General features: G+C 68.0%; 27 protein-coding genes and 1 tRNA gene. 10 read left to right on the top strand and 18 right to left on the bottom strand.

Annotation, left to right across the window (positions count from 1 at the left end; genetic code table 11):
• Nucleotide 1: 1 nt before the first annotated feature.
• Genes AC1DVI_RS06455 through AC1DVI_RS06435 form a run of 5 tightly spaced genes read right to left on the bottom strand, consistent with a single transcriptional unit; the run spans nucleotide 2 to nucleotide 4,177 of the window.
• The gene (locus AC1DVI_RS06455) at nucleotides 2-1,306 is read right to left on the bottom strand and encodes a dihydroorotase (protein WP_476957223.1); all 1,305 of its coding nucleotides are present in this window, start codon (nucleotides 1,304-1,306) and stop codon (nucleotides 2-4) included.
• Nucleotides 1,299-2,261 carry an aspartate carbamoyltransferase catalytic subunit gene (locus AC1DVI_RS06450; RefSeq protein WP_476957222.1) on the bottom strand — a complete coding sequence of 321 codons (963 nt, stop codon included), beginning with the start codon at nucleotides 2,259-2,261 and terminating at the stop codon, nucleotides 1,299-1,301. The genes AC1DVI_RS06455 and AC1DVI_RS06450 overlap by 8 nt, the downstream gene beginning before the upstream one ends.
• A 55-nt stretch (nucleotides 2,262-2,316) precedes the next feature.
• Nucleotides 2,317-2,823, bottom strand: a complete 507-nt coding sequence (locus AC1DVI_RS06445) for a DUF6644 family protein (RefSeq protein WP_476957221.1) — start codon at nucleotides 2,821-2,823, stop codon at nucleotides 2,317-2,319.
• Nucleotides 2,824-2,836: 13 nt separating this feature from the next.
• Nucleotides 2,837-3,193: a DUF6152 family protein gene (locus AC1DVI_RS06440; RefSeq protein WP_476957220.1), complete on the bottom strand. Its 357-nt coding sequence runs from the start codon at nucleotides 3,191-3,193 to the stop codon at nucleotides 2,837-2,839.
• A gap of 30 nt (nucleotides 3,194-3,223) precedes the next feature.
• Nucleotides 3,224-4,177: a transcriptional regulator GcvA gene (locus AC1DVI_RS06435; protein ID WP_476957219.1), complete on the bottom strand. Its 954-nt coding sequence runs from the start codon at nucleotides 4,175-4,177 to the stop codon at nucleotides 3,224-3,226.
• Nucleotides 4,178-4,340: 163 nt separating this feature from the next.
• On the opposite strand from AC1DVI_RS06435, the gene AC1DVI_RS06430 reads away from it, so the two are divergent.
• Together AC1DVI_RS06430 and AC1DVI_RS06425 are read left to right on the top strand one after the other, a co-directional pair.
• On the top strand, nucleotides 4,341-4,583 hold the full coding sequence (locus AC1DVI_RS06430; RefSeq protein ID WP_476957218.1) for a DUF1127 domain-containing protein: 243 nt from the start codon (nucleotides 4,341-4,343) through the stop codon (nucleotides 4,581-4,583).
• Between the two features lie 37 nt (nucleotides 4,584-4,620).
• The gene (locus AC1DVI_RS06425; RefSeq protein ID WP_476957217.1) at nucleotides 4,621-5,034 is read left to right on the top strand and encodes a GFA family protein; all 414 of its coding nucleotides are present in this window, start codon (nucleotides 4,621-4,623) and stop codon (nucleotides 5,032-5,034) included.
• A 28-nt stretch (nucleotides 5,035-5,062) separates the two neighbouring features.
• Here AC1DVI_RS06425 and AC1DVI_RS06420 read toward each other — a convergent pair whose 3' ends face one another.
• The 3 genes from AC1DVI_RS06420 to ruvX all read right to left on the bottom strand — a co-directional run bounded on the left by AC1DVI_RS06420 (nucleotide 5,063) and on the right by ruvX (nucleotide 7,547).
• Nucleotides 5,063-5,779 (bottom strand): hypothetical protein, encoded by a 717-nt coding sequence (locus AC1DVI_RS06420; protein WP_476957216.1) that lies wholly within the window; start codon nucleotides 5,777-5,779, stop codon nucleotides 5,063-5,065.
• Nucleotides 5,780-6,022: 243 nt separating this feature from the next.
• On the bottom strand, nucleotides 6,023-6,952 hold the full coding sequence (locus tag AC1DVI_RS06415; RefSeq protein ID WP_476957215.1) for an AEC family transporter: 930 nt from the start codon (nucleotides 6,950-6,952) through the stop codon (nucleotides 6,023-6,025).
• Between the two features lie 7 nt (nucleotides 6,953-6,959).
• On the bottom strand, nucleotides 6,960-7,547 hold the full coding sequence (gene ruvX, locus AC1DVI_RS06410) for a Holliday junction resolvase RuvX (RefSeq protein ID WP_476957214.1): 588 nt from the start codon (nucleotides 7,545-7,547) through the stop codon (nucleotides 6,960-6,962).
• A gap of 135 nt (nucleotides 7,548-7,682) precedes the next feature.
• Between ruvX and AC1DVI_RS06405 the strand changes: the two genes are divergently transcribed.
• Nucleotides 7,683-8,222, top strand: coding sequence for a GNAT family N-acetyltransferase (locus AC1DVI_RS06405; protein ID WP_476957213.1), 540 nt, complete (start codon nucleotides 7,683-7,685; stop codon nucleotides 8,220-8,222).
• A 37-nt stretch (nucleotides 8,223-8,259) separates the two neighbouring features.
• Here the strand turns inward: AC1DVI_RS06405 and AC1DVI_RS06400 are convergent, their stop codons facing one another.
• Nucleotides 8,260-9,936 (bottom strand): methyl-accepting chemotaxis protein, encoded by a 1,677-nt coding sequence (locus tag AC1DVI_RS06400; RefSeq protein WP_476957212.1) that lies wholly within the window; start codon nucleotides 9,934-9,936, stop codon nucleotides 8,260-8,262.
• Nucleotides 9,937-10,200: 264 nt separating this feature from the next.
• Between AC1DVI_RS06400 and gatC the strand changes: the two genes are divergently transcribed.
• From gatC to AC1DVI_RS06380, 4 genes are all read left to right on the top strand, one after another.
• Nucleotides 10,201-10,488, top strand: coding sequence for an Asp-tRNA(Asn)/Glu-tRNA(Gln) amidotransferase subunit GatC (gatC, locus tag AC1DVI_RS06395; protein WP_014198426.1), 288 nt, complete (start codon nucleotides 10,201-10,203; stop codon nucleotides 10,486-10,488).
• Nucleotides 10,488-11,969, top strand: coding sequence for an Asp-tRNA(Asn)/Glu-tRNA(Gln) amidotransferase subunit GatA (gene gatA, locus AC1DVI_RS06390; RefSeq protein WP_476957211.1), 1,482 nt, complete (start codon nucleotides 10,488-10,490; stop codon nucleotides 11,967-11,969). Before gatC ends, gatA begins: the two co-directional genes overlap by 1 nt.
• A 21-nt stretch (nucleotides 11,970-11,990) precedes the next feature.
• The gene (gene gatB / locus AC1DVI_RS06385; protein ID WP_476957210.1) at nucleotides 11,991-13,442 is read left to right on the top strand and encodes an Asp-tRNA(Asn)/Glu-tRNA(Gln) amidotransferase subunit GatB; all 1,452 of its coding nucleotides are present in this window, start codon (nucleotides 11,991-11,993) and stop codon (nucleotides 13,440-13,442) included.
• 98 nt (nucleotides 13,443-13,540) lie between these two features.
• Nucleotides 13,541-15,655: a PAS domain S-box protein gene (locus AC1DVI_RS06380; protein ID WP_476957209.1), complete on the top strand. Its 2,115-nt coding sequence runs from the start codon at nucleotides 13,541-13,543 to the stop codon at nucleotides 15,653-15,655.
• A 19-nt stretch (nucleotides 15,656-15,674) separates the two neighbouring features.
• Here the strand turns inward: AC1DVI_RS06380 and AC1DVI_RS06375 are convergent, their stop codons facing one another.
• Nucleotides 15,675-15,908, bottom strand: a complete 234-nt coding sequence (locus tag AC1DVI_RS06375; RefSeq protein ID WP_149165264.1) for a hypothetical protein — start codon at nucleotides 15,906-15,908, stop codon at nucleotides 15,675-15,677.
• 198 nt (nucleotides 15,909-16,106) lie between these two features.
• Here AC1DVI_RS06375 and AC1DVI_RS06370 point away from each other — a divergent pair.
• A tRNA-Ser gene (locus AC1DVI_RS06370) sits at nucleotides 16,107-16,200 on the top strand.
• A gap of 163 nt (nucleotides 16,201-16,363) precedes the next feature.
• On the opposite strand, the gene AC1DVI_RS06365 is transcribed toward AC1DVI_RS06370, so the two are convergent.
• The 7 genes from AC1DVI_RS06365 to AC1DVI_RS06335 form a co-directional block, all read right to left on the bottom strand.
• A complete protein-coding gene (locus AC1DVI_RS06365) occupies nucleotides 16,364-16,615 on the bottom strand; it encodes a hypothetical protein (RefSeq protein WP_149165265.1) in 252 nt (83 codons plus the stop codon).
• Nucleotides 16,616-16,705: 90 nt separating this feature from the next.
• On the bottom strand, nucleotides 16,706-16,861 hold the full coding sequence (locus tag AC1DVI_RS06360) for a hypothetical protein (protein ID WP_014197509.1): 156 nt from the start codon (nucleotides 16,859-16,861) through the stop codon (nucleotides 16,706-16,708).
• 65 nt (nucleotides 16,862-16,926) lie between these two features.
• Nucleotides 16,927-18,105: an NAD(P)/FAD-dependent oxidoreductase gene (locus AC1DVI_RS06355; protein WP_476957208.1), complete on the bottom strand. Its 1,179-nt coding sequence runs from the start codon at nucleotides 18,103-18,105 to the stop codon at nucleotides 16,927-16,929.
• Nucleotides 18,106-18,194: 89 nt separating this feature from the next.
• Entirely contained in the window at nucleotides 18,195-18,527 is a 333-nt protein-coding gene (locus AC1DVI_RS06350; protein WP_476957207.1) for an HNH endonuclease, read from the bottom strand.
• A 22-nt stretch (nucleotides 18,528-18,549) separates the two neighbouring features.
• Complete coding sequence (locus tag AC1DVI_RS06345) at nucleotides 18,550-19,911, bottom strand: ATP-binding protein (RefSeq protein WP_476957206.1); 1,362 nt, start codon at nucleotides 19,909-19,911, stop codon at nucleotides 18,550-18,552.
• A gap of 37 nt (nucleotides 19,912-19,948) precedes the next feature.
• A complete protein-coding gene (locus AC1DVI_RS06340; RefSeq protein WP_149165268.1) occupies nucleotides 19,949-20,647 on the bottom strand; it encodes a response regulator in 699 nt (232 codons plus the stop codon).
• A 63-nt stretch (nucleotides 20,648-20,710) separates the two neighbouring features.
• Nucleotides 20,711-22,894, bottom strand: coding sequence for a hybrid sensor histidine kinase/response regulator (locus tag AC1DVI_RS06335; RefSeq protein WP_476957205.1), 2,184 nt, complete (start codon nucleotides 22,892-22,894; stop codon nucleotides 20,711-20,713).
• Nucleotides 22,895-23,218: 324 nt separating this feature from the next.
• On the opposite strand from AC1DVI_RS06335, the gene AC1DVI_RS06330 reads away from it, so the two are divergent.
• Both AC1DVI_RS06330 and AC1DVI_RS06325 read left to right on the top strand, forming a co-directional pair.
• Nucleotides 23,219-23,425, top strand: coding sequence for a cold-shock protein (locus AC1DVI_RS06330; protein ID WP_014197503.1), 207 nt, complete (start codon nucleotides 23,219-23,221; stop codon nucleotides 23,423-23,425).
• A gap of 154 nt (nucleotides 23,426-23,579) precedes the next feature.
• Nucleotides 23,580-23,855 carry a hypothetical protein gene (locus AC1DVI_RS06325; RefSeq protein ID WP_149165270.1) on the top strand — a complete coding sequence of 92 codons (276 nt, stop codon included), beginning with the start codon at nucleotides 23,580-23,582 and terminating at the stop codon, nucleotides 23,853-23,855.
• Between the two features lie 38 nt (nucleotides 23,856-23,893).
• Here AC1DVI_RS06325 and AC1DVI_RS06320 read toward each other — a convergent pair whose 3' ends face one another.
• Complete coding sequence (locus tag AC1DVI_RS06320; RefSeq protein ID WP_476957204.1) at nucleotides 23,894-24,406, bottom strand: MarR family winged helix-turn-helix transcriptional regulator; 513 nt, start codon at nucleotides 24,404-24,406, stop codon at nucleotides 23,894-23,896.
• Nucleotides 24,407-24,538 lie beyond the last annotated feature (132 nt).

Here is a 24,538-nt window from a genome sequence, read left to right as displayed (position 1 = left end):
GTCAGCCCTCGAACTGCCAGACGGTGCGCCCGTCCACCACGGTGCGCAGCGGACGGCCCTGGACGGGACGGTCCTCGAAGGGGCTGTTCTTCGACTTCGACTTGAAGGCCGCCACGTCCACCTTCCACGGCACGTCCAGGTCGAAGGCGATCAGGTCGGCGGGCGCCCCCTTGGCGATGCGGCCGAGCGGCAGGCCGAGGATCTCGGCCGGCTTCACGGTCACGCAGGCCAGCGCCTTCAGCAGCGGCATGGCGCCCTTGTGCACCAGCTCCAGCGTCAGCGGGAACAGCGTCTCCAGCCCGATTACGCCGCAGGCGGCCTGGGCGAAGGGCAGGCGCTTCTGGTCCTGGTCCTGTGGCGTGTGGTCGGACGCGATGGCGTCGATGGTGCCGTCGGCCAGACCCTCCACGATGGCCCGCCGGTCCATCTCGCCGCGCAGCGGCGGGGAGACCTTGGCGAAGGTGCGGTAATCGCCGACGTCCGTCTCGGTCAGGGCGAAGTAATGCGGGGCGGTGTCGCAGGTGACCTTGAGCCCGCGCGCCTTGGCGCGGCGGATCAGGTCCACCGACTCACCCGTCGAGATGTGGGCGAAGTGCAGGCGGCCACCGGAGAGTTCGAGCAGGCGCAGGTCGCGCTCGATCATGATGATCTCGGCTTCTCGCGGGATGCCGACGAGGCCGAGGCGGGTGGCCCGCTCGCCCGAATTCATCATGCCGCCGCTGGCGAGGCTCGGCTCCTCCGGATGCTGGACGATCAGCTTGTCGAAGGTGCGGGCGTAGCTGAGCGCGCGGCGCATCGCCTTGGCGCTGGCGATCGCCTTGGTGCCGTCGGTGAAGGCCACGGCCCCGGCGCGGGACAAGAGGCCCATCTCGGTGATCTCGTTGCCGTCCGTCCCGCGGGTGGCGGCGGCGTAGGCGAAGACCTTGACCAGACGGACCTCGCGGGCGCGCCGGGCGATGAACTCCAGGCTCGCCACCTCGTCGGTCACCGGGTCGGTGTTGGGCAGCAGGACGACGGCGGTGATGCCGCCGGCCACCGCGGCGCGCGACGCGCTCTTGATGGTGTCCTTTTCCTCCTCGCCGGGCTCGCCGATCAGGACGCGCATGTCGACGAGGCCCGGGGCGAGGCACTGGCCCTGGAGGTCGACGACCTCGATCCCCTCCGGCACGCCGTCGGCGAACAGGGACGGGCCGAAGTCGGCGATCTTTGCGCCTTCGGTCAGCAGGTCGCCGCGCTGGTCCAGACCGCTGGCGGGGTCTAGCAGGCGGGCGTTGCGGTAGGCGACGCGCGTGGCGGAATTAGACATCGGTCCCCCGGCGATCGCGGGTGAGAAGGTCGAGCACGGCCATGCGGACGGCCACGCCCAGCTCCACCTGATCGAGGATCATGGAGCGCTTGAGGTCATCGGCGACCTCCGAATCGATCTCGACGCCGCGGTTCATCGGGCCGGGATGCATGACCACCGCGTGCGGCTTCGCCACCGCCAGCTTCTCGTAGTCCAGGCCGTAGAAGTAGAAGTATTCGCGGGTCGAGGGGACATACTGGCCGCTCATCCGCTCGGTCTGGAGACGCAGCATCATCACCACGTCGGCGTCCTTCAGGCCGGTCGCCATGGAGTGGTGGATCTCGACGCCCAGCCGGTCGATCTGCGAGGGGATCAGCGTCGGCGGCGCCACGACGCGGACGCGGGCGCCCATGGCGTTCAGCAGATGGATGTTGGAGCGCGCGACGCGGCTGTGCAGGATGTCGCCGCAGATCGCCACGATCAGACCGTCGAGGGTGCCCAGCCGGCGGCGGATCGCCAACGCGTCCAGGAGCCCTTGCGTCGGGTGCTCGTGGTGGCCGTCGCCGGCGTTGATGACCGAGCAGTTGACCTTGTCGGCCAGCAGCTTCACCGCCCCCGAATCGGCGTGGCGAACGACCAGCGCGTCGAGGTGCATGGCGTTCAGCGTCATTGCCGTGTCGATCAGCGTCTCGCCCTTCTTCACCGAGCTGCCGTCCGACGACATGTTGATGACGTCGGCGCCGAGCCGCTTGCCGGCCAGCTCGAAGCTGGTGCGGGTGCGGGTCGAATTCTCGAAGAAGAGGTTGACGATCGTCCGCCCATCGAGGAGCGACGACTTCTTCGAAGGCTGGCGGTTCTGCTCGACGTAGCCGTCGGCGAGGTCGAGGATGGTGGTGATCTCGCCTGCCGTCAGCCCCTCGATGCCAAGGAGGTGGCGGTGCGGGAAAACCGTCGTGGAATGGGGCGATCCGGTCATGGGCCGCGACTATAGGAGCGGTCCCGGACGCCCGCAAGCGCGCCCTATGACCTTTTTAAAGGTAGGCGATGAGCCGCCCGCAGGCCAGGACGCCGACCCACAGCGCGAGCGAGGCGGCACCCGCGAACCGGGCGCCCGGCGGGGGGCGGTCCGACAGGCTCCAGTCCGTCATGCGCCGTCCGGCGAACCGGTGGAAGGCCAGGATGTTCAGCAAGGCCAGCCCGATCAGCGCCAGCTTCGCCAGAAAGGCCGGGTTGCCGGCCAGCGCCGTCGCCTCCGTCGTGAAGAGGAGGAGGCCGGTCGGCACCGCCAGCGCGAATCCCGTCACCGCCACCGGCAGGATCAGCCGCGCCAGCGCATCGGCCGGCAGCAGCGGCGCCCGAACCCCGATCAGCCGCAGGTCGAAGGCCAGGATCGACCCGACCAGCACAGCAAATCCGAGGATGTGCGCGATCTCGACCAGCGGGTAGAGCCAGATCGACTGGCGCAGCGACTCGCCGAGCCCGGACGTCTCCAGCGCGACGAGCCAGTCGGGGCCGGTGGGGCCGAGGTCATGGTCCATGCGGGGGCCGCCGTCAGCGCAGCTCGATGGTCTTGTCGGCGGCGGTGATGCGCTCCGCCCGCAACTCCGCCGGGTCGGACTTGGCGGGATAGCCGACCACCGTCACGGTCTGGCCGGGCTTGATCGAATCGGCGGGCAGGCCGCGCGTGCTCATCCGGCTGGGCGGGGCGAGCACGACGTGCCAGAGCTTGCCGTCGGCCTGGAGATTCAGCATGGCGTGCGGGTTGTCGAAGGCGATCTGCTGCACGGTGCCGGTCAGCGTCATCTCCTGCCCCGACTCGTAACCGCCCCAGCCGTGGTGGGCGGCGGCGGGCCAGGTCAGTGAAGCGGACAGGAGGGCGGCGAGGGCGAGTGGGCGTGCGGGCGTCATGGCGCAACCTTTCCCCGGTCAGGCGTCTGTTCAGGCGTCTGGAGAAAAGGTTGTGGCGGACTCGGCCGCGGACAAGGCCCGGCTGTGGCCGGCGGCTGGATCGGCGGCGGCCTCCTCGAACAGCCAGTCGCGGAACGCCTTCACCTTCGGGCGCGAGAAGTAATGGGGCGGGGCAGCGACATAATAGGCGTAGTTGCCTGGCAGATGGACGTCGAACAACCGGACCAGCCGACCGGCGGCCACGTCGTCCGCCACCAGGACGCCGCGCGCCAGCGCCACGCCACCGCCCTCCGCCGCGACCTGGAGCAGCAGCGCCGAATCGTCGAAGCGCGGGCCGCGGGCGTGGTCCAGCCCCTCGATCCCCGCCGCCTCGCCCCAGGTGCCCCAGGTGATGAAATAGTCGTCGTGGAGCAGCGTATGGTGGCGCAGATCCTCCGGTCGGCACAGGGGGCGGGGGCCGGCCAGAAGGGACGGGCTGCACACCGGATAGATGTCCTCGGTCATCAGCCGCTCGCAGCGCAGGCCGGGCCAGTTTCCGGCGCCGAAGCGGATGCCGATGTCCACGTCCTGCTGGGTGAAATCCACGAGCTGCGGGGTGGTGTGCAGCCGCACCTCCAGCTCCGGATGGCGGGCCTGGAAACGGCCCAGCCGCATGACCAGCCATTTCGCCGCGAAGCTGGGCATGGTGGATATGGTCAGCGCGCCGGACCCGTCCATACGGAACAGCCGTTCCGTGGCGTGCGACAGCGTGTCGAGCGCATCGCGCACCGGCGGCAGATAGGATTGCCCGGTCTCCGTCAGGATCAGCGCGCGGTTCATCCGGCGGAACAGCGGCATGCCCAGCCATTCCTCCAGCCCCTTGATCTGATGGCTGACCGCGGCCTGGGTGACGTGAAGCTCCTCCGCCGCCTTGGTGAAGGACAGGTGGCGGGCGGCGGATTCGAAGGCGCGCAGGGCGTTCAGCGGCGGCAGGCGGCGGGCCATGGAGTGATTCCGGGACGTTGTCTTCGGATTAGTTTTCCTAATCCAAACTATGAGAAAGCGTCGTTTGTGCGCAAGGACCGGGTGGCCCATCCTCCAGTCACGGAACACAGTCCGGAACGTCGGGCGACAGGCTCCGACGACCGACACAAGAGGAGACGCGGTCATGGCCCAGAGCATGAATGACGGCATGAACGGCAGCATGAGCACCCGTAGCGATGCGCGGGAGCGGCCCGGCCAGGGGATTGGCGGTACGCTGGTCGTCCTGTTCGACACGGTGGCGACCTGGAACGAGCGGCGGCGCCAGCGGCGCGCGTTGGAGGCTTTGCCCGATCATCTGTTGCAGGACATCGGCCTGTCCCGCGCCGACGCGGTGACCGAGGCCGACAAGCCCTTCTGGCAGGGCTGACCTACCCCTTATCGAGGAAACGGACGGGAGCGGACCGATGAGCGACAGCGGAGTTCTGACGGGCGGTTGCCTGTGCGGCGCCGTCCGGTACAAGGCGACCGAGCGGCCCATGGGGGTGGTGAACTGCCACTGCGGCCAGTGCCGGCGCTTCCACGGCCATTTCGGCGCCTACATCACCATTCCGCGCGAGACGGTCGTCATCGAGGCGCAGGACACCTTGTCCTGGTACCGTTCCTCGGCGAAGGCGCAGCGTGGCTTCTGCTCGCGCTGCGGTTCGTCGCTGTTCTGGAGTGGCGACGAGTCGGACCTGTTCGACATCGCCGCCGGCACGATGGACCAGCCGACCGGCCTGACGACGCTGCGGCATATCTATGCGGCGGACAAGGGCGATTACTACGCCATCGACGACGGGCTGGAGTGTTTCCCGCAGGGAGCACCCGAACCGCCATGAGCGGTCACGGAAAACCGTTGCGGCAGCCTCAGCCAAGGAGGCTGTGGATGGTTTCCAAGATCGTCTTGGAATTCACCCTGGCGTAATCGTCGGCGTTGTTGGCAATGACCATGCCGAAGACTTCGGCGCCGCCGCCGTTCTTGCCGTTGGTGAGAGCGTAGGCGTTGGCCGAGCCGCCTGGATTCCAACCGCCCGCGCTGTCCAGCGATGCGCCAAGCGCCGAGGTCTTGATTTTGGCCAAGGCGTCCTGAGCGTTCGCACCGCCGTTCTTCAAATCGACCAGAGAGCCGTCGGCGCCGGGCTTCTTGCCGCTGTCGAACAGGATGCGGAGGTTGCCGCCTTTCTCCGCGCCATTCGGCAGGAAAGCGATGTCGAACATGCCGGTGGTTCCGCCGCTTTTGTCGGTCCACATGCTTTCACCCGTCGTCTGCAGCATGTTGGCTACGGCCGGGGGCATTTTCGGTTCGATCAGACCATTCTTTTCCGCCAGGTTCTTTATGGCGGTCAGCGCGGCTCCGCCCGCCGCCCAACCGTTTCGGTCGGCGCTGAGACCGAAAGTCTGGTCGACGAGATCGCGGACCTTGCCTTTATAGTCCGTGTGCTTTTCCCGCCACTCGGCATGGGCTGCCATTGCTTCGGGTGTGAAGCGTTCCGCGTCGGCGTTCAGTCCCGGTATCGTCTTCGCGGCCGCCGCGGCTTGAGCCAGCGAGTCGGCGGTTACGGTGAACCTCGTCGCGTTGCTCATCCGAAATTGCGCCTCAGTGGAGAGGCTGACCGTGTCCACAGGCCCGGAGGAGGGTGGTTCGGCCGACGGGGAGGTCGCTGCAATCGGACCATGTCCTGAAACCTTTCCCGACGCCGCAAAGGACGGGCTTGGGCTGTGGGACGCTGCGGGGAGGATGGTCATGGCTGCGCAAGCTTCTGGCATGAACTATCCAGGGTAGTGTTCGCGCTCGGTGCCTAACGAATCATTAAGGACGACGGACCGTCATCCCGCCAAGGTGACGACCAAGGGCAGCGTGGCGGCGGAAGCCAGCGTCTGAACGGTGATGATGCCGGCCACCAGCGCGTGGTCGCCGCCCATCTGCCGGGCCAGGACGTAGGAGCTGGCCGAGCAGGGCAGGGCGTTGAACAGCACCGCGATGGTCAGCGGCAGCCCGCCCACCCCCAGCCAGGACCCGGCGAGCGCCGTCGCGGCAGGGACCAGCAACAGCTTCAGGACGCTGGACAGCGCCACGCCGAGCCCGGCGCCGCGCGCCGCGGCGAGGTCCAGCCCGGCGCCGACCGAGAGCAATCCCATGGGCAGGGCGGCCCGCGCCAAAATGCCCACCACGTCCCCGATCACCGGAATCCGGCCGATCCCGCCCAGGTTCAGGGCGGCGCCGATGGCGACGGCGATGATGATCGGGTTGCGCAGGATGCCGGAGACCACCGCGCCGACGCCGTTGCGCTGCGGCGCTCCGTCCGTCACGCGGCCATAGTGCACCATCGCCGTGACGCAGAGCAGATTGACCAGCGGCACCACCACGGCGATGCCCACCGCCGTCAGCGTCAGCCCGGCGGACCCGTAGAGCGCGCTGGCCCCCGCAAGCCCCACATAGGTGTTGGGCCGGATCGCCCCCTGGAAGACCGAGGTGAAGGCCGGACCGTCCAGCCCGATCGGGCGCCGGACGGCGAGCGCCAGGGCGGCGCCGGCGAATATCCCCGCCGCCATCGTCCCGCCCATGGAGCCCATGGACAGCGCGCGCAGGTCGGTCCGCGTCAGTTCGTCCACGATCAGGCAGGGAAAGAACAGCAGATAGGTCAGCCGGTCGAGCGACGGCCAGGCGTAGTCGGGGATCACGGCGCGGCGGCGCAGCCCCTGGCCGAACAGGATCAGCAGGAAGATCGGGGCCAGCGCCCCGGCGATGGGCAGCATGGGGCCGTCAGGCGTCCCCGTTGTCGCCGCTGTGGCCGCCGCCGCTGTCACCGCCGCGGTGGCCGCCAATGTCGTTGTCGTACTCGTCGCGCTCCCGCTGCTCCCGCTCCATGCGGCGGATGTGGGCGAGCGCGTCCAGCGCGCCTTGCAGGATGTAGGCGGCGGCCATCTTGTCCACCACCTCGTCCCGGCGCTTGCGGGTCATGTCGGCCTCGCCGATCATGAAACGCTCCACCGCGGAGGTCGACAGCCGCTCGTCCCAGAAGGCGATCTCGGCGTCCCAGCCCAGCAGGTCGGACCGCTCCATCAGGTTCTTGGCGAAGGCGCGGGTGGATTCGGCGCGCGGCCCCTCCGACCCGTCCATATTCAGCGGCAACCCGATCACCAGCCCGCCGATCCCGTAATCGCGCAGCGTCCGCGACAGCTCGCGGGCGTCCTGGGTGAACTTCGTGCGCTTCAGCGTGCCGATCGGCGAGGCGACGACGAAGTTCGGGTCGGACACGGCCATGCCGACGGTCTTGGTGCCGACGTCGAGGCCGAGCAGGCGCTGGCCCCGGCCCAGGCGGGCGGCCAGTTCGGGAAGCGTATGGATCATGCCGCGAACCATAGAAGCCGTCTGCCGGAACGGCAAGCCCGGCGGAGATGTTGGGCGATGCAATGGCGCAGCGAAGCCGCTTGAGTTGTTCTCCGGCATACTTATTCTAGCGCATGTGAATTCCGGAGTCCCTCCATGCCCACCTCCGCCACCGATCCGGCTCCCGCGGCTGCATTCAGCCACCGCCCTTTGGCCGATGCCGACATTCCCAACCTCTGCCGGTTCGCCCGTGATCGGGAGGAGCTGTATTTCCTCTTCCCCCGCGCGACGTGGCCGCTGACTCCGGAACAGGTGCGCGCCTCGCTGGCCGTACGCCGCGATCCCATGGTGGTGCTGCGCGGTGGCGAGGTGGTCGGCTATGCGAACTTCGCCACCTTCGAGGCGGAATGCAGCGCCAGCCTGGGCAATGTCAGTGTGGCGCCCTGGGCTCGGCGAACCGGCGTGGCGAAGCATCTGGTGCGCATCATGATGGACCGCGCATTCGACCATCACGGCTTGCCCGAGCTTGTGCTGCGTTGCTTCAACACCAACACCCCGGGACTTCTTCTCTACGCCGCGCTGGGATTCGTCCCGATCGCCGTCGAGGAGCGGAGGGCGCCCTGGGGCGACCGGCTTGCCCTTTTCACCCTGCGCATCGACCGGGTGCGTTGGGACGCGGCACGCGGCGAAGGTTGACGCGGCCCAACGTCCGGCGTCGGGCGCCTTCGCGAGGTCAGGCGCTGCGGATGCGCTGGACGAACTCGTCCACCGCTCGGCGCATGGCCTGGGCATGGTTGCCCAGGCTATTGGCGGCCGCCAGCACATCCGCCGCCGCCTGCCCGGCCTCGCGGGAAGCGTCGTTCACCTGCAGGATGCTGCGCGAGGCGTCGGCGGTGCCTTGGGCGGCCTGCTGGACATTGCGCGAAATCGCCCCGGTCGCCGCGGACTGGCGTTCCACGGCCAGGGCGATGGCGCCGGCGATGTCGTTCACCTGCCGCACCGTGTCGGCGATGTCGCGGATCGCCGACACGGCGTCGTGGGTCTCCTTCTGGATCGCCTGGATCTGGGACGTGATCTCCTCCGTCGCGCGCGCGGTCTGGTTGGCGAGGCCCTTCACCTCGTTGGCGACGACGGCGAAGCCCTTGCCGGCCTCACCGGCACGGGCGGCCTCGATGGTGGCGTTCAGCGCCAGCAGGTTGGTCTGCGAGGCGATCTGCTGGATGAGCTGAACCACGCTGCCGATGCGCTCCGCCGTGCCGGACAGGCTTTCCACCGTGGCGTTGGTGCGCTGCGTCTCCTCAAGAGCGGCCCGGCTGGTGCGCGCGGCGCTGTCGACCTGATCGGCGATCTCGGTGATGGAACCGCTCAGTTCCTCAGCGGCGGAGGCGACGGTCTGGACGTTGTCCGACGCCTGCTCGGTCACCGCGGCGACGGACGATGCCTGGACCGTTGTCCGTTCGGCGATGGCCGTCATGCTGCGCGCGCTGCCCTGAAGCTGCCCCGCCGCCGCCGCGACGGCGCTGACCATGTCCTGCACGCCGGTCCGGAAGGAGTCCGCCAATTCGTTCATCAGCCGCCGCCTGTCCGCCGTTGCGCGCTGGTCGGCCTGCCGGGCTTCCTCCTCCATGACGCGGTTGCGCTGGAGGCTGTCCTTGAAGACCAGCATGGCGCCGGCCATCGCTCCGATCTCGTCGCGCCGGTTCTGCGCGGGAACGGCGATGGAGAGATCCCCGTCGGCCAGCCGGCGCATGGCCTCGGTCATGGCGCGCACCGGCCCGGCCACCGCACGTGTGGTCAGCAGCGCGGTCAGCAGCAGGATGGCCGTCATCGCCACCGAGATCGACGCCCCGACCATGCCGTAACGCCGGGCGGTGTCGTCAAACTCCTCGTCCGCTTCCCTGGCCTCGCGGGCGGTGGACATCTTGATCTTCTCGTACAGGTCCGACATGGCGGCCAGTTCGCCGTCGATGCGGTCGTCCATGGCGCGGGTCCGTGCGTCGGCGGGACCGCTGCGCAGGATGGGCAGCATCTCCTTCTCGAAGATGTCCACGGCGGCTCCGAAGTGCTTCTCCGCCTCCTCCGCCCAACCGCGCTCTTCCGGCGTGTCCATCACCCCGGCGGTCTTGCGGATGTAGAGTTCGGCGTTCTGGCGGACGGTCTTCCACTGTTCGGCGTGCTGCGGGCTGTAGCCGTTGATCTGCGCGTCGGCCACGATCTTGTAGAGACGACCGTCATAGCCGGCGAGTTCGGTCAGCGTCGTGGCGTCGGCGACCCGCCGCATCCCCTCCTGCTGCAGGTCGCTCAGCCGCGCCATCGCGAGGTTGTTGAACAGGGCGACGGCGGCAAAGCCCGCCACGCCGATGCCGAAGCCGAGGAAAAGGCGTTTCGCCAGCGTCAGTGATGTCGTCATTGAGAGCCTGCCCGGTTGGGTGAGGTGAGGTGGCTTCGGCGCGAATTTGATTGGTATGTTCGGCAATCTAACAGGGAACCCGCCAACGCACCACGCGGCGTCGGCCCCGACACTTTTTGCCGCGCTTTCTCCTCCAGGCGCCTCTCGCCGCCGGTCCGGATGCGCACGCCGGTGGAAGGGATATCCCTGAATCATTGCGGTAATAGAATTCGGGTGATAGCTTCCAAGCCGTTTTTCCAGACGTTTCGGAAGAGAGTGGAAGGCATGTCGCTCGACAAGGCCACCGTGGCCAAGATCGCGCATCTGGCCCGCATCAAGGTGCCGGACGATGAACTGGATCACCTGGCGGGTGAGCTGAGCCAAATCCTGACCTTCGTCGAACAGTTGGGCGAGGTCGACACGCAGGACGTGCCGCCGATGACCAGCGTGGCCGCGCAGACGCTGCGCCGCCGCAAGGACGAGGTGACCGACGGCGGTTACCGCGACGCCGTCCTCTCCAACGGCCCGGAGACGGCCGAAGGCTTCTACGTCGTTCCGAAGGTGGTCGAGTGATGACCGGTCTTACGCATCTGACCATGGCGGCGGCCCTCGACGGCCTCGCCAAGAAGGAGTTCACCGCGGTCGAACTGACCGAGGCCCACGTCAAGGCGGTGGAGACGATCCGCCCGCTGAACGCCTTCATCACCGAGACGCCGGAGCAGGCGCTGGCGATGGCCAAGGCCTCCGACGCCCGCCGCGCCAAGGACGAGGCCGGCCCGATGGAGGGCCTGCCCATCGCGGTGAAGGACCTGTTCTGCACCAAGGGCGTGCCGACCACCGCGGCCAGCCACATCCTCGACGGCTTCAAGCCGGAGTATGAGTCCACCGTCACCAGCAACCTGTGGCGCGACGGCGCCGTCATGCTGGGCAAGGTGAACCTGGACGAGTTCGCCATGGGCTCGGCCAACATCACCTCGCACCACGGCAACGTCATCAGCCCGTGGAGCCCGGGCGAGGTCGGCAACTGGTCGCGCCAGCTCGTCCCCGGCGGCTCGTCGGGCGGCTCGGCCGCGGCGGTGGCCGCGCGCGCCGCGCTGGGCGCCACCGGCACGGACACCGGCGGCTCGATCCGCCAGCCCGCCGCCTTCACCGGCATCGTCGGCATCAAGCCGACCTACGGCCGCTGCTCGCGCTGGGGCGTGGTCGCCTTCGCCTCCTCGCTGGATCAGGCCGGCCCGATGACCCGCACGGTCGAGGACGCGGCGATCATGCTGCGCTCGATGTGCGGCTTCGACCCGAAGGATTCGACCTCGGTCGACATGGCGGTGCCGGACTTCCGCGCCGCGCTGACCGGCGACATCCGCGGCCTGAAGGTCGGCATTCCCAAGGAATACCGGGTGGAGGGCATGCCCGCCGAGATCTCCGCGATCTGGGACCAGGGCATCGAGTGGCTGAAGCAGGCCGGCGCCGAGCCGGTGGAGATCAGCCTGCCGCACACCAAGTACGCGCTGGCCACCTACTACATCGTCGCTCCGGCCGAGGCGTCGTCGAACCTCGCGCGCTACGACGGCCTGCGCTACGGCTTGCGGGTCGAGGGCGCCAGCCTGAAGGACATGTACGAGAACACCCGCGGCGCCGGCTTCGGCAAGGAGGTCCGCCGCCGCATCCTGATTGGCACCTACGTGCTGTCGGCGGGCTATTACGACGCCTACTACAACAAGGCCCGTCAGGTGCGCACGCGCATCAAGTGGGACTTCGACGAGGCGTTCAAGCAGTGCGACGTCATCCTGACGCCGACCGCGCCGAGCACCGCCTTCGCCATCGGCGAGAAGATGGACGATCCGATCCAGATGTACCTGAACGACGTGTTCACGGTCCCGGCCTCGCTGGCCGGCCTGCCGGGCATGTCGGTTCCGGCGGGCGTCGGGTCGGACGGGCTGCCGCTGGGGCTCCAGCTGCTGGGACGGCCCTTCGATGAGGAAACCGTGCTGCGCGTCGGTCAGGTCATCGAAAAGGCCGCCGCCGTCACCGCCACCCCGCCGTTCATGGCCTGAGCCGGACGAGAGAAGAGACCGATGTCGTACATTCAGGGCGAAACGGGCGATTGGGAAATCGTGATCGGGCTGGAGGTCCATGCCCAGGTCATCTCGAACGCCAAGCTGTTCTCCGGCGCCGCCACCGCCTTCGGCGCGGAGCCGAACAGCCAGGTCAGCTTCGTCGACGCCGCCTTTCCCGGCATGCTGCCGGTCATCAACGAGCGTTGCATCGAGCAGGCGGTGCGCACCGGCCTGGGGCTGAAGGCGCAGATCAACCTGCACTCGGTGTTCGACCGCAAGAACTACTTCTACGCCGACCTGCCGCAGGGCTATCAGATCAGCCAGTATCTGCAGCCCATCGTCGGCAAGGGCGAGATCGTTCTGGACCTGCCGGACGGCTCGTCGCGCACGGTCGGCGTGACGCGCTTGCATCTGGAGCAGGACGCCGGCAAGTCGCTGCACGACCAGCATCCCGCCAAGACCTACATCGACCTGAACCGGTCGGGCGTGGCGCTGATGGAGATCGTGTCGGAGCCGGACATGCGCACCGCGGAGGAGGCCGGCGCCTATGTGCGCAAGCTGCGCTCCATCCTGCGCTACCTCGGCACCTGCGACGGCAACATGGAGGAAGGCTCCATGCGCTGCGACGTCAACGTGTCGGTGCGCAAGCCGGGCGCGCCCTTCGGCACGCGCTGCGAGATCAAGAACGTCAACTCGATCCGCTTCGTCATGCAGGCGATCGAGTACGAGGCGCGCCGCCAGATCGAGATCATCGAGGACGGCGGCAAGATCGACCAGGAGACGCGGCTGTGGGACACGACCAAGTTCGTGACCCGCTCCATGCGCTCCAAGGAGGAGGCGCACGACTACCGCTACTTCCCCGATCCCGACCTTCTGCCGCTGGAACTGGATCCGGATTGGGTCGAGGACATCAAGAAGACCCTGCCGGAACTGCCGGACGACAAGAAGGCCCGCTTCATCAGCGAGTACAAGCTGTCGCCCTATGACGCCAACGTGCTGGTGTCGGAGAAGGCCCGCGCCGACTTCTACGAGGCCGTGGCCAAGGGCCGCGACCCGAAGTTGGCCGCAAACTGGGTCACCGGCGAGCTGTTCGGCTATCTGAACAAGGCCGGCAAGGAGATCGAGGAGAGCCCCGTCTCGGCGGAGAACCTCGGTGGCCTGATCGACCTGATCGCCGACAACACCATCTCCGGCCGAATCGCCAAGGAGGTGTTCGAGGCGATGTTCGAAACGGGTGAGAAGCCGGCCGACATCGTCGAGAAGAAAGGCCTGCGCCAGGTCACCGACACCGGCGCCATCGAGTCGTCCATCGACGCCGTGCTGGCTGCCAACGCTGACAAGGTGGCGGAGTTCCGGTCGGGCAAGGACAAGCTGTTCGGCTTCTTCGTCGGTCAGGTCATGAAGGCGACCCAGGGCAAGGCCAACCCGGCCCTGGTCAACGAAATCCTGATGACCAAGCTGAAAGGCTGATTGGCGACGGTTGTGGCGCCATGCCATGGCATGGTGCGGCGTCATAACCGTTGATTTTGTTCTCCCGTCGGTTTCAATTGGGGCCGGCGGGAGGCCCAATGATTGCAAATTCGCTGACGGTGGCGCTGCTTGCGCTGTGCGCCGGTCTCCTGGCCGGATTTCTCGCCGGTTTTCTGGCGGCGCGGCGCATGGGGGCAGGGCCTTCAGAAGGGGGCCTCTCAAACGCCTCCGGCGCGACGGAGGACCGGCTGCGCGCCATCCTGGACACCGCTCCCATCGGCGTTCTCATCAACACGCGCGACGGCGACAACCTCTACCACAGCCCCAGCGCCATCACCTGTTTCAAAGTCAGCGGCGAGCAACTCCGGCGCGACGGCATGTGGCCGCTCTATCATGACCCGCGGGACCGCCGGACCGCCATCGACCGTCTCTACGCCGATGGCCTCTTCGACGGACAGGAGGTGTTGCTGCGCCGCGGCAACGGCGAAACCTGCATGGGTTCGCTGAGTTCGACCGTCATCGATTTCGAAGGGCGGCGCTGCCACATCAGCTGGTTCTACGATCTGACGGAGCAGAAGAAGGCCGACGCGGTTCGCCGCGATCTGGCCGACCGCCTGGAGATGGCGTTGGACGCCACCGGTGCGGCGGTGTGGGACACCGACATCCAGCGGGGAACCTGCTGGTGGTCCGACAGCTTTCCGCGCATGCTGGGCTACGCCGAGCCACCGGAGATGCCCGCCGACTTTTGGGAATTGCGTCTGCATCCCGACGACCGGCGGCGCGTGCTGACCACCATCGATGCCCACCTGCGGGGCGAGACGGCGGCCTACGCCTATGACTATCGGTTGCGCCGTGAGGATGGCGGCTGGATGTGGATCGCCGCTCAGGGGCGGGCGATTCGCGACGGTGCCGGGCAGGCGGTGCGCTACGTCGGCATCATGACCGACATCACCGAGCGCCGCCGCCAGGAGGAGGAGGTCCGCGCCGGCAAGGAACGGCTGCTGCGGATACTGGAGGCCAGCCCCATCGCGGTGAACATCACGCGGCGCGATGGTCTGCTGGTGTTCTGCAACACGCAGTCGGAGATCATTCTGGGCCGGTCGCGCGACGACCTGCTGCCGATGCCCGCCGAGCGGCTGTACGCCGACCCGGCGGACCGCCAGGCCCTGATCGACCGCTTCGAACGGGAAGGCCCGTTCCGCGACGCCGAGGTGCGCTTCCGCAAGCCGGACGGAACGATCGTCTGGGTGCTGTCGAGTTGGGGCGAGATCGAGATGGACGGGGAGTCGGCGCTGCTGACTTGGCTCTACGACATCAACGACCGCAAGGCGGCGGAGGCTGCCATGGCGGCTGCCCGCGACGAGGCGGAGCGCGCACTGGCCGACCTGCGCGCCGCCCAAGAGAGCCTGATCCAGGCGGAGGCCATGGCCTCGCTGGGACAACTGGTCGCCGGGGTCGCGCACGAGATCAACACCCCCATCGGCATCGGTCTCACCGCCGCCAGCCACATCGCCGAACAGGCCCGCGACCTGCGTGCCCGTTTCGATTCGGGCACGTTGAAGAAGACCATCCTGGCCGAGTATCTGGACACGGTGACGGAGGCCGCCCGTCTGCTCGTTTCGAACATGAACCGGGCGGCGGCGCTGGTGCAGAGCTTCAAACAGGTGGCGGTGGACCAAACGTCCGGCGAGCGGCGGTCCTTCGATCTGCGGACCTACGTCGACGAGGTGCTGTTTTCCCTGCGGCCGCGCTTGAAACGCACGCAGGTGACGGTCGAGGTGGACTGTCCGGAGGGGCTTGAGATGGACAGCTTTCCCGGCGCGTTGAGCCAAGTGCTGACCAACCTCGTGATCAACGCGTTGATTCACGCCTATGACGAGAAGCAACGGGGGATCATCCGGATCGTGGTCCGTGCGGACGGCGGCGATCATGTCGTCATTGACTTTTCCGACGACGGGGCCGGCATCCCCGAGGATCATCTGCAAAAGGTGTTCGAACCCTTTTTCACGACCAAGCGCGGCGAGGGGGGCTCGGGGCTCGGCCTGCACATCGTGCAGAGTACGGTGACAGGCGTGCTGGGCGGTACGGTGGCGGTGCGGTCGGCGGCCGGGTACGGCACGGGCTTCACCCTGCGCCTGCCTCGCCGAATCGCACGGGAGGCCGCCATGCCGATGGTGCAGGCGCCTCGGCCGGGGCCGGTGGTGCCGGTCTGATGGCTGCCGACGGATCTCGTCAGGCGTGGAGATCTTGGATCTGCAAATGCTTGGGCCTGCGACCACGCCGCTTGGGCGCCTCGAATGCGGCTGTGGCCCCATTTTCGCCGCGCGCTTCCGCCTTCAATTCCTCAACACAGCGCAGTAGCAGTTCCTTTTCGCGAAGGTCCTCGCGGTCGGTGATCTCCAAGCAGCTCAGCTTGATCTCGACCAGATCGATCAGCGTTTCGGCGCAGCGGCGTGACAAGCTCATGGCGTCCCCCTGACCAAAGATTGCTATCGCGTTCCGGTGGTAAACTACCTTTGATTTTCTAAAAAGTACATAAAATTTTATACAGATTTCGTTCTTTTCTGGCTCGTTCCAAATTTTTGGCGAGTAAGCGTTGACAGGTCCCATTCGGATCGTTAGAACGCACCCACGCCAGCGGCGCCACAGAGCGTCGACCCGGTAGGAGGGGTGGCCGAGAGGCTGAAGGCGGCGGTTTGCTAAACCGTTATAGGGGCTCAAACCCCTATCGTGGGTTCGAATCCCATCCCCTCCGCCATTCCTTTCAAATCAAATACTTAGCTGGCTGATTTGGCGGTTTCCTGGGGATGCAACCCAGGAGAAACCGTGGCCTGTGCGCCAATATTGATCGGGATACACCCCAGACGAATCTCCGTCACTTCCAGGTTGCCGCAAATTGTGGAGATCTGACGGTTCGGCGCCTACGCCTCCAAAACGGATTCGACCTCGGACAGGTCGCTCAGGCGGCGGGCCAGCTTGTCCGTGCACTGGATTTCCAGGATGCCAAAGCCGGCGTTGGGCGCGATCGCGTGCAGGTCGCCGGCCATGCCGTTCTGGCTGGCGAAGCGCTTGACCCGCTCCACCATGGCGTCGCGCTCGGGCCGGCCCGGACGCAGGCCGGGCAGGGGGCGGGTGAATAGAATCTTGTAGCGTTTGAACATGGCGTGAGCCATGGGAGAGGCTCCCGGCCTGCGGAGTGGAGACGGACGCGCCAGGGGATGTGGCACGTCCGCCCCCACCGGTGCAAGCCTTTCAGGCCGCCATCAGTCCTTGGTCGGCTCCACATTCTCGGCGCCCTTGCGGGTGCCGCCGAAGCGGTCGGCGCCCTTGGCGTCGGGAGCATCCGGCTTCTTGTGGTTGCCGGTGTTCTGCTGGTCGTCGGTGTGCTTGACGGTCTCTTCGGTGTGGGGCTGCTTCATCGCGGGGCCTCATGCTCCGTTCGGAATGGTCACCCCATCAACCGGCCAGGCTCGCGCCCGTTCCCTCAGATCACATTCGTCTCCAGCAGGGGGCGGTTCTCCACCAGACGGTCGTAGGCGAAGGCCGACAGGTTCAGGCTGCGGAAGGCGCCGGTCGCGATCAATTCCGCCAGCCCGCGCCCGGCGCCCGGCGCCTGTTGCAGGCCATGGCCGCTGAAGCCGTTGCAGAACAGGAAGTTGCGAAGCTCAGGATGCGGCCCGATGACAGCGTTCTGGTCGATCTCGTTGTATTCGTAGAAGCCGGCCCAGGCGGTGGTGACCTTGATCGCCTCGAAGGCGGGAACGCGCCCGGCCAGCGCCGGCCACATCATCTCCTCGAACAGGTCGTGCTCCACCGTCAGGTCGTCGGTGTCCGGGTCGCGGTCGGCGGGCGGCGGGGCGCCGCAGATGAACTGCTTGCCCTCGGGGCGGAACCACACGCCGGACGGGTCGATGACCAGCGGGCAGCCGGGAAGCTCCTCGCGGCAGTCGAACACGAAGACGCAGCGCTTGCGCGCCGACACCGGCAGGTCCACCCCGGCCATGGTGGCGACGTGGCGGGCCTGCGGCCCGGCGGCGTTGACCGCCACCCCGCAGGACAGCCGCCGGCCGTCGGCCAGACGCACCGCGGTGACCTTGCCGTCGGCGGCGTCGATGCCCGCGACTTCCCCGGCAATCATGGCGACGCCCAGCGCCTTGGCCTTGCGGCGGAAGGCCTGCATCAGGCTGTAGCCGTCGAACCAGCCCTCTCCGGACAGTCCCAGTGAGCCGAGCGCGATTCCCTCGACCGACAGCCAGGGGAAGCGGGCGGCCAGCTCCTCCGGCGACAGCAGGGCGATGTCGGCGCCGCAGGAGAGCTGGATGGCGTTGTTCCGGCGCAGGATGTCCGCCCCGGCGCCGGTCGCCAGATAAAGATAGCCCGGCTCGCGCAGGCCCAGGTCCACCGGGTCGCCGTCCACGGACAGATGCTGAGTCGCGTTGCGGATGAAGGACAGGCCGAACTGCGACAGGGCGATGTTCGCCGGGGTCGAGAACTGCTGACGGATCGAGCTGGCCGACAGGGCGGAGGAGGCGCGCTGGTAGGTCGGATCCCGCTCCACCACCGCCACGCTGCCGCCGAAGCCGGGGTCGCTCGCCAGGAAATAGGCCACCGCGCAGCCCATCACACCACCGCCGACGATCACGACGTCGTACCGATCCGCCATCGAACGCTCCCGAATTAACCTTGTTTATCGTTCCGGTGATCGGGCCAGAAGGCGGGGCCGCCGTCAAGAGGGCTCAGTAGGGCCGGCGCTCACAGCCCGGCGATGGCGCGGGCGACGGTCATCCACTCGTCACCCGGCTCGGCGTCGCGCAGGGCCAGCAGGGGCGGCCAGACGCCAAGCCGGCTGCGGCGACGCTGGGTGACGAAACGCTCGATCTCCTCCGCCGTCGGCAGGCGGTCGGCCTTGCGCTGGTTGCAGCGGCGGTGCGCCAGAACGACGTTCGGCGCCGCGTCTAGTCCGCCATAGGCCAGCGGAATCAGATGGTCGAAGGTCGCCTTGGCCCCCACCGGCTCCTCGCAATAGAAGCAGAGCCCACCCTGCAGCACGTCCATGAGGCGGTAGTCGTCGGGGCCGACGGGCATGGCGGGGGCTCTCCTGCGAGGCTCACACCGGCAGGCGGATCAGCACGCGCAGGCCGCCGTAGGGGCTGTCGCTGAGCGTGATGTCGCCGCCGTGGCTGCGGGCGACGTCGCGGGCGATGGTCAGCCCCAGCCCGGCGCCGCCGGTCGCCTGGTTGCGCGAGCTGTCCAGGCGGAAGAAGGGCTTGAACACGTCGTCGCGCGACGCCTGCGGGATGCCCGGTCCGTCGTCGTCCACCAGGATGTCGATGAAGCCGTCCTCCCGCTCCGCCCGCACCCAGATGCGGTCGCCGTGACGCCGGGCGTTGGACAGCAGGTTGGCGAGGCAGCGCCGCGTCGCGTTGGGGCGCAGAGGCAGGGTCAGCCCGTCCGGTGCGACCAGGGCGACCTCCGCCCCCTCGCGGCGGACGCCGGAGACCACCTCGTTCAGGATGCGGGTCAGGTCGGTCGGCTGAACGGCCTCCGTCCCCTCGCCGCGGGCGAAGGCCAGATAGCCCTCGATCATCGTCTCCATCTCGGAGACGTCGGTCAGCAGCTCCTCGACCTCCGGCCCGTCGCCCAGCATGTCCAGCGCCAGCTTCATGCGGGTCAGCGGCGTGCGCAGGTCGTGGCTGACGCCGGCCAGCATCTCCGTCCGCTGGGTGATCTGGCGGTGGATGCGCTCGCGCATGCGCATGAAGGCGACGGCGGCCTGCCGGACCTCGGTCGCCCCCTCCGGCTTGAAGTTGCGCACGTCGCGGCCCTTGCCCAGCGCGTCCGCGGCGGCGGCCAGCCGCTTGATGGGGCGGATCTGGTTGCGCATGAAGATGATGGCGACGGTGAACAGCACCAGGGCCGAGCCGACCATCCAAAGGATGAAGATGTAGCTGGTCGGGCTGAACAGGCGGCGTTCCGGTGACATCACCGACAGCACGCCGTCCGGCATCTGCACGCGGATCTCGTACCATTCGCGGGTGATCCGGGTGTTGATGGCGAAGGGCCGCCGCACCCGCTCGTGCAGCGCCTTGCTGAGCGTGTTCTCCAGCATGCCGCGCAGCTTCGGCGGGTGGTCGGGCAGGGTGCTGCCGGGCTCCAGCGTCACGATCAGGTCGGTGCTGCGCGCGGTGGCGGCCAGCGTCCAGTTGCGGCCTTCCGGGGTCGGGTCGTGCTCCAGCATGCCGATGACCATGGCGATGTCCCCGGCCACCGCGAAGGCCAGCCGGTTCGTCATGGTGTCCCAATGCCGGTCGTAGAAAATCCAGGTGGCGACCGCCTGGGCCAGGATGACCGGCGTCACGATGATCAGCAGCGAGCGGCCGAACAGCGTCCGGGGCAGGAACCGCTTCAGCAGCCCCGTCTTTTCCCGGCGCGGCATCGGCATCGGTCCGGCAGCGGTGTCGGTGGTCATTGGTCCTGGTCCTGTTCCTGGCGCTCTGGCGGCCCCGTTACGGGTCCGGCCTCAGCACATAGCCCTCGCCGCGCACCGTGTGGATGTAGCGCGGCTCCCGCGGATCGGATTCGATCTTGCGGCGCAGGCGGGTCACCTGCACGTCGATGGTGCGGGCGTTGCCGGCGACCTTGCTGCGCTCCGTCAACTCCTCACGCGAGAAGATGGTGCCGGGGGAGGCGGCGAGCACGCGCAGCAGCCCGGCCTCCGCGGTGGTCAGCCGGACCACCTCGTCGCCCGCCCGCAGCTCGTCGCGGTCGGGCAGGTAGATCATCGGGCCGAGCTTCACCGGCTGCGGCGGCACCGGGTCGGCCGGGCGGCTGGCCTGCCGGCGCAGGATCGAGTTGATGCGCAGCAGCAGCTCGCGCGGGTTGAAGGGCTTGGCGAGGTAATCATCGGCCCCGGCCTCCAGCCCGGCGATGCGGTCGTCCGGCTCGCCCCGCGCGGTCAGCAGCAGGATGGGCAGGTCGCGCTCCCGCCGCAGCGATTCGGTCAGCTCCAGCCCGGTCTCGCCCGGCATCATGATGTCGAGCACCAGCAGGTCGAAGGCGAGCCCGGCCAGCTTGGCCCGCGCCTCCGCGGCGTCCTTCGCGGTGGTCACCAGGAAGCCGTTGCCGGCGAGGTACTTGCGCAGCAGCTCGCGCAGACGGGTGTCGTCATCGACGACCAGGATGTGGGGCTGGTCTTCTTCGGTCATGACGCGACTGTAGCGCAACAGCGCGCCGCGCACCAAGGGAAGCGGCGGCGGCCGGGCAGGGCATCAGGTCCCACATCCGGCGGCGGCATCGGCGCCCGCGGTCAGCTCCGCCAGGGTGGACAGGATGCGGTTGGGTGCTGCGGGTTTGGTCAGCACGAGACAGCCCGCATCCTTGGCCGCGCGCACGAGGTCGGCGGACAATTCCCCGGTGAGCAGGATGGCCGGAACGTCCCGTCCCAACACCCCGCGAAGCGTCTGGATGCCGCTCAGCCCGTCGGTGCCGCCGGGCAGCCGGTAATCGCTGAGGATCGCCGAGGGCGCCTGGAGGGTTGCTTGGGCGGCGGCGAGGGCAGAATCGAAGCTGTCGGCCGCCATCACACCGGCCCCGGCCTGCTCCAGAAGCAAGGTCAGGGAGCTGCGCTGCAACGGATCGTCCTCGACCACCAGCACCCGCCGTCCGGACAGGCGACCGAGGGACCGTTCGGCGGGGCGGTCCGGGGCGGGGTCCGCTGCGGTCGCCCCCTCCGGCCGGGGGCGCGCCACCGGCGCCGGGATGGCGGAGGACCGAACGCTGGGCAGAGTGACCGCGAAGACGGAACCGCGGCCGACCCGCGACCGGACCTCCAGCGGATGGCCGAGCAGGCGGGCGGTGCGCTCCGCGATGGACAGGCCGAGGCCGGCGCCGCGCGAGCCGTCGCGGGCGGGGTTGCCGATCTGGTAGAACTCCTCCCAGATCGTGCCCAGCTCGGCGCTGGCGATGCCCTGGCCGCTGTCCCAGACCTCCACCCGCAGGGCGTCGCCGCGCCGCCGCGCCCCGACGACCACCCCGCCGCGCGCCGTGTATTTGACGGCGTTGGACAGCAGGTTGCGCAGGATCGGCTGAAGCCGCGCCGGATCGCTGCGCACCCAGGCTTTGGTGGGCATCACGGTCAGCCGCAGGCCCTTGCCCTCGGCCTCCGCCTGCAATTCGGCGGCCAGTTGCTCCAGCAGCGGGGCGAGCGGAAAGACTCCGACCTCCACCGGCACCACGCCGGCCTCCAGCCGCGACAGGGTCAGCAGATCGTCGAGCAGCCGCTGCCCGGCCTGGAGCGACGCCGAGGCCATGGCGCCCAATTGCTTGAGCGTCGGGTTCGGCGCCTCCTTCAACAGCAGCTCATGAAAGGCGGCCAGACCTTGCAAGGGTTGGCGCAGGTCGTGGCTGACGGTCGCCAGCACCTTCATCTTGGCGAGGCTGGCCATTTCCGCGCTGCGCAGGGCCTTCTCCAGCTCCGCCGTCCGCTGGCGGACGCGGTCGTCGAGGCTCTGGTTGGCGCGCAGAAGCTCCGCCCGGACCGCTTCCTCCCGCCGGGCGCCGGCCAGGGCGAAAACGAACAGCACCGTCGCGCCGGTCAGGATGCCGCCGCTGACCGCGGTGGTCCACAGGGCGCGTTCCCGCCAGGGGGCCAACACCTCGGCCAAGGGGCGGCTCGCCACCACCACGATCGGGAAACCGGTCAGCATCCGCGCGGCGGTGATCTGCCTCCCCTCCACGATCGCCGGGCTTTCCGGCGGGTCCCAGGGCTGGGGCCAGGCGGTGGAGGGCGGAGCGACGGCGCTGTCCGGCGGCCATTCCGCCAGCTTCTCCTTGCCGCTGGTGAACAGGGCCAGACGCGCGCCCTCGCCCCAGCCGGCCTCCCCGTACATTTGAGAGAAATAGGTGTTCTGGATGCCCGCCACCGCGATCGCCTGCAGACCTCCCTCGTCGTCGCGCAGGGCGCGGCTGATGGTGAAGCGCCCTTGGTTGACGCCGGCACCGTCGGGCAGGTGGGGCCCGACATGGAGACCCGGCGGCGGTCCCCGCGTGGTGTCCAGATGAGCCTGGGCATAGTCCCGCTCCGACAGGTCGCGGGGCGGTGGCGGGTGTTCCGCGCTGTCCAGAAGCAGCCGGCCCTGCGCATCGAGCGCCCAGACGCCGCCGATCTGCGGCAGTCGTTCGGCGCGGGCGCGCATCGCCGCCTGGATGCGCTGTCCTTCAGCGGAGTCGCGGCGGTCCCACCGCTCCAACTCGGCCAGCAGCATGCGCAGTTGGGCATCCCCCGATTCGATGGCGCGGCTGGCGTGTTCGTCGAGGAGGTGAGCGGTCGCGGCGAACTCGCGGCGGGCCTGTTCCAGCGTGGCGTGGCGGTCGCGCGACACCGACAGGGCGGACACGCCGACGCACAAGGCGGCAAAGGTCAGGAACGCGGCCACAAGATGGGCACGCTGCATGCCGCCGGCTCCTTCCAGGAAAGCTAAGACAAAAGAATCAGGGTGCCAAAACTATGGGCTAAGCAACAAGCCCGGGACAACTCCGCCGAAGGGCAGGGCCGACTCCGACGAACGAGGCAAGAGTCGTGAGTCGGAACAAGTGTCCGGGCTTTGGCCGAGGGGTTCGGGTTGCATTGCGGCCTTTCGATCCCCACGTGAGAAGAGTCGAATTTCTTTGGGTCTACGGTCCGCTTGCAGATCGCTGCGTCTGGTCCTTCCCCTCGGTGATTTGATGTAAACCCGTGGCATGAGCGCCATGGGAAACCTCGTTCAAGGAACTACCAGATGGCTACTGGAACCGTGAAATGGTTCAACACCACCAAGGGCTACGGCTTCATCCAGCCGGATGACGGGACGGCCGACGTGTTCGTCCACATCTCCGCCGTTGAGCGGTCGGGCATCAATATTCATGAAGGCCAGAAGCTGTCCTACGAACTCCAGCGCGACCCCAAGAAGGGCAAGAGCGCCGCGGCCAACCTGAAAGAGGCGTAATTTTCAGCTCCGATTTCTGTCGGGGCCGCTCATTCAGGGGCCGATTGCCCCCAATCCTGTAACAGCCGCTTCACAAAAGAAACGCATGCTCCATGGACCGCCGGGACCGCCCGGATGGTGCCATGGGGCACGATGACGATCACAGGAGGCATGCATGGCATCCGATAACCGCAGCGCGGATCGGAATGATCTGGACTCCATGACCCGCGAGTTTCTTGCGAAGGGGGGTAAAATCGTTCAGTGCCCGCCGGGGTCTTCGGACAGCGTGGTGTACAAGCGCACGTCCTTCCGCCGCCGTGGCGCCGCGAACGCCGCGGGCAAGGACGGGGCGGAGGGCGTCGCCGGCACCCCGCCGGCGGATGCGGCTTCCACCGCCGCCGCTGAGACGACCCCGGCCGCCGCCGAGACGACCCCGGCCAAGGATGCCTGATCGAGGGCTTGCCTGAGACCGGTCTTCCGGCCCGGTTCCTACCGCTTCMCGGCGGCGAGCCGGGCCGGCACCGGGGGCGCGAACTTCACCCGGTCCTCCTCGTCCATCATGCCCAGCATCACCTTGCGGAAGCCCTCGACGGCCTCCGCCCCGGCCATGCGGTAGGCGCGGGCGATCCGCTGCCGTTGCGTTTCGGACAGCTGGCGTTCCAACTCCACGCCCTTTTCCGTCAGTTCCAGCAGACGCTGCCGCCGGTCCCGCACGCCCGTCTGCTGCTGGATGAATTCCTGCCGGACCAGCTCCCCCAGCACGCGCGACAGGCTCTGCTTGGTGATCTTCAGGATCGCCAGAAGCTCCGACACGGTGATCTTCGGATAGCGTCCGACGAAATAGATGACGCGGTGGTGCGCCCGGCCGAAGCCGATCTGCGCCAGGATCTCGTCCGGCTCCGCGGTGAATTCCCGATAGGCGTAGAACAGCAGCTCCATGCCCGTGCGAAGTTCCTCTTCGCGCAGGAAAAGCTGGTTCACGCCCGCTTTTATGTCAGCCATGTTGACGTGATCGGTGCGATTCGTTACAAATGGGTCAATAAGCCAGACATAAACGAACAAAGGCCGCGAGACAAGCGCGGCTTTCGACAATTCCATTCCAAGTCCCGAGCAACGGGCCAAAGACCAAGGTGG

The sequence above is a fragment of the Azospirillum sp. P4_B5 genome (genome assembly GCF_056402275.1).
Note: the sequence above shows the minus strand (reverse complement) of the source record. Positions and strands in the feature narration are given on the sequence as shown.